Genomic DNA, 1,648 nt, shown 5'->3' with positions numbered 1-1,648 from the left:
TAACTGGCTGTTCTCTATCCGCTCGCGTGCTCGGTCGGCTTCGAACGGGGCCCTGGATCGGGTGAGATCGCTGGTGCGGAGGCATGAGGGAAGGGCCTCTTGGTAGCTCGCGGATGTCGAGTCCAGCGAGGAGCAAGAGGCCCTGTTGTCGAAGTGTCGCGTGGTCACGGTCGCCGGGTCCAGTCTGGCCACTCCTGGGTGTGACTGTCTCGCCCACAGGTTCGGGAACGCGGCCGACAGGCCGGAGCGCCGGCCTCGGTACGGCTCGGACATGAGCGATGCCGAGTGGGCTCTGGTGCGGGATCTGCTGCCGGTCCCTGGATGGCTGGCCGGCCAGGGCGGGCGGCCGGAGAGCTACTGCCACCGGCAGATGATCGATGCGGTGCGCTACCTCGTTGACAACGGCATCAAGTGGCGGGCTATGCCCTCGGACTTCCCGCCCTGGCCACGGGTGTACGCCTTCTTCGCCCGCTGGCGGGACGCGGGACTCGTGGCCGAGCTGCACGACCGGCTGCGCGGTGCCGTCCGCGATGCCGAGGGCCGTGATCAGGAGCCGAGTGCGGCGGTGATCGACTCGCAGTCGGTGAAGGCGGACGCCACCGTCGCCCTCACCTCGCGAGGCTTCGATGCCGGGAAGAAGATCAATGGACGCAAGCGGCACCTGCTCACCGACACCCTCGGACTGCTGCTGTCCGTGCGGGTCACGCCGGCGTCCACGACCGACCGGGACGCCGCCCGGACCTTGCTGCAGGCGGCGGCAGGCTCCTTCCGGCGGCTGTCACGGGTCTGGGCCGACGGCGGCTACACCGGCCATCTCGTCGACTGGGCCGCCGCGCACCTCGGACTCACACTGGACGTCGTCCGCCGCAGTGACGACGTCCAGGGCTTCCAGGTGCTCCCTCGCCGCTGGGTGGTGGAGAGATCTTTCGCCTGGTTCCTTCGCAGCCGGCGCCTGGTCCGTGACTACGAACGGCGCACCGACACCAGCGAAGCCGTCATTCTGTGGTCGATGACCACGCTTATGAGCCGCCGCCTGGCCGTCCGGCAGGCAAGCCCTGTCCCGCTGCGGGCAGCGTGAACCTGCCCGGTTTTCCTTCGACCAGCCAGCCCCGTTCCACCAGCCGTTTCAGCCGTGCTCTGGCTCCTTCGACGCGGGAGGCGGACGCACTGTCCCAGCCCAGCACCACCGCTGCCCGCCGGGCGCCGAGCCCGTCGCTTCCCGCCTCCACCGCAGCGACCATCAACGCCTGGTAGTCCACCGACAACACCTCGGTCCCGGAGGCGTTGTCCCGGTGGGGCACCGCCCGGCGCGGCCCCACCGGCCTCTTCCGTGGTGCTCTGCCGAGCGCCACGGCAGGCGCCTCCTCCTCGGCCAGCGCCTCCAGATACTGCTCCAGGCCGATCACCCGGCGTCTGAGCACCTCTTCCGCCTCCGCCAGAGCCGCCCGCACCCGCTCCAGCTCGGCTTCGAGTTCCTCAACCCGCACGGCCGCGGCCTTCTGCCGCGCTTCCAACACCGCCCGAATCGACGGCATCCGCCACCCCCACGACATCTCGATCAGCAACGGACCGAGACTCCCGCGCCAGCCGCCACCTCATGCCGGACCAGCAGAAACCGCACATGACGTTCGGAAAGAGAACGACCTCT

Annotated in this window: 2 protein-coding genes; one reads left to right on the top strand and one right to left on the bottom strand. The window is 69.7% G+C overall.

The window, feature by feature from the left end; translation table 11 throughout:
- Positions 1 to 271: 271 nt before the first annotated feature.
- On the top strand, positions 272 to 1,078 hold the full coding sequence (locus tag ACWCPM_RS34700) for an IS5 family transposase (protein WP_450980244.1): 807 nt from the start codon (positions 272 to 274) through the stop codon (positions 1,076 to 1,078).
- Here ACWCPM_RS34700 and ACWCPM_RS34695 read toward each other — a convergent pair.
- Entirely contained in the window at positions 1,020 to 1,535 is a 516-nt protein-coding gene (locus ACWCPM_RS34695) for a hypothetical protein (protein ID WP_450980245.1), read from the bottom strand. The genes ACWCPM_RS34700 and ACWCPM_RS34695 overlap by 59 nt on opposite strands.
- Positions 1,536 to 1,648: the final 113 nt, after the last annotated feature.

It is taken from the genome of Streptomyces sp. NPDC002309 (assembly GCF_053593375.1).
The sequence above is the reverse complement of the archived record's forward strand: the minus strand, read 5'-3'. Positions and strand labels throughout refer to the sequence as shown.

Excerpts from the sequence above, each read along its gene's own strand:
- ACWCPM_RS34700 (WP_450980244.1), top strand. The coding sequence starts at position 272 with ATGAGCGATGCCGAGTGGGCTCTGGTGCGGGATCTGCTGCCGGTCCCT.
- ACWCPM_RS34695 (WP_450980245.1), bottom strand. The coding sequence starts at position 1,535 with ATGCCGTCGATTCGGGCGGTGTTGGAAGCGCGGCAGAAGGCCGCGGCC.